Consider the following 1,776-nt stretch of genomic DNA (forward strand, 5'->3'; position numbering starts at 1 on the left):
AGGGTTCAGCCGATGAGCACGGGGAATCCGGTTCTCGACGTGATCGACAGGAACAGCGCCCGTGTCGACGAGCTGGCGAAGCGCGTGGGCGAACTCTCCAAGGCCGTCGCCGGCGCCAACCCTGGCGCCGTCCTACAGGCCGTGCAGAACGGCACTGCCGCCCCCGCTCGCGAAGTCACCAGAGCGGCAGACACCGCGCTGGAAGCCGCCAGGATGGCCGCTGAAGCGGGTGATGCTCTGCGGCAAGGGAGAAGGGCCGTCATCGGCTGGACCGGCTGCGCGGCCTTCCTGGCGGGTCTCGCGATCGGAGCGGGGGGCATGTGGTGGCTGGCGATGGTGCCGGTGGATCGTCTGACAGCCTCGTTCGACCGCCTGGAAGCTGCCGCCGCTGGGTGGGCCAGGGCAACGCAAGGGCTGTCGGAGCGGCTCCCAGTCCCCGGATCGACACCACCCGCCAAGCAATCGCCCCGCTGACGCCGGGCTACCCCTCACCCACAGATCACGGTGCCCCATGACAGCGTTCGATGTGCTGAAATCCAAGCTCCTGGCCGATCCGGCTGTGAAGACCGCCTACGACGCCCTGGAAGGCGAGTATGAGGCGCTTCGGCTGAAGCTGACCGGAGAGGCCGCTGAAGCCCGCCAGAAGCCCCAGGAAGGCCCTGAGGACGATTCCGGGTCGCCTGGAGCCTGATCGCCTCAGAGCCACTCGTAGAGCCTCCCTGCGCGCTCCTGGCGCGTTGATCGTCAGCCCACCCCCTCCCCCCGACACCCCCCACCCCCTGCACCTTGGGGGAGTGCTGGCGCGTGGATATGTGGACGATGCCTGCGGCACCGGGGACGGCTGCGCACCCGCCCACCGGCCTACGGCCCGTGGACGGCTGCACACCCGCCCCCTTCGCCCACATACCCACCCGCCCAACAGTCCAGAGATTTTTGGTTTTTGGGATAAAGGGGGGGGAGAGGGGGAATCCCCCTGTGTCTAAGCCTTTCTCGCGCGCGCGCGCGTAGCCCCCCCCTTTACATCTCACCACGTGAGACGTTATGGTCTCACCAGATGAGACGTAAAAGGGGTTGGCAACGTGTCCGCGAGCATCGCCCGACTCGTCACCAAACGGGACAGGATTACTCAGGCGGATGCCGAGGAATTGCGTCGGCTGGTAGCTGACTTTCCCGGCCTGTCTGACCGCCTCCGCGGCGAGTTGATCGCAGAGATCGACCGCCGCACAGCCAGCAAAAACGGATGGAGCTTCGTCATGCTCAGCCCCGAACAGAACGCCGCCGTAGTCGGATGGATCGTGGAGCACAGCAAGCGTCCGCAGCACGCTGCGCGGCTTTGGGCCGAGTGCTTCACCGTGCTGCGCATGGATACCGGGGAGATCATGCGCAGCCGTGACGAGCTGGCCGAGAGGATCGGGACGACCCCCCAGAACGTCAGCGAAATCATGTCGGAGCTAGAGGGCATGGGAGCGATCATCCGTCGCCGCCAGCGCGTCGCCGGTATGCGAGGCCCTGGGATGGTTCGGTACTTCATGAACCCGCGCGTGGCGACCCACCTGACCGGCAGCGCACGCGATAAGGCGCAGGAGGAAGCTCCGCCCCTGCTGGTGCTGATGCAGGGCGGGAAAGACGCCTAACGGCGCCCGGCGCTGCCGTCCCGGTAATCCACGGGCAAAGGGCACCCCGCCGACGCGCCCTCACAGCGAACGGCGGCGGGGTGCCCTAGGCCGCAGGCCGTTTGCCGGTGGATCACCGGGGCGGCCCTAAGCGGATTCCTCT

Annotated in this window: 3 protein-coding genes; all 3 read left to right on the forward strand. The window is 67.3% G+C overall.

The annotated features are described in order from the left end of the window. Positions 1-474 (forward strand): hypothetical protein (locus tag CRT60_RS00135; protein WP_204561525.1); only part of this gene is annotated, 474 nt, incomplete at its 5' end. A 37-nt stretch (positions 475-511) separates the two neighbouring features. Next, positions 512-691 (forward strand): hypothetical protein, encoded by a 180-nt coding sequence (locus CRT60_RS00140; RefSeq protein WP_098734446.1) that lies wholly within the window; start codon positions 512-514, stop codon positions 689-691. Positions 692-1,079: 388 nt separating this feature from the next. After that, a complete protein-coding gene (locus CRT60_RS00145) occupies positions 1,080-1,634 on the forward strand; it encodes a helix-turn-helix domain-containing protein (protein ID WP_098734447.1) in 555 nt (184 codons plus the stop codon). Positions 1,635-1,776 lie beyond the last annotated feature (142 nt).

The sequence above is a fragment of the Azospirillum palustre genome, from assembly GCF_002573965.1.
Lineage (GTDB): Bacteria > Pseudomonadota > Alphaproteobacteria > Azospirillales > Azospirillaceae > Azospirillum > Azospirillum palustre.

Excerpts from the sequence above, each read along its gene's own strand:
- CRT60_RS00140 (WP_098734446.1), top strand. The coding sequence starts at position 512 with ATGACAGCGTTCGATGTGCTGAAATCCAAGCTCCTGGCCGATCCGGCT.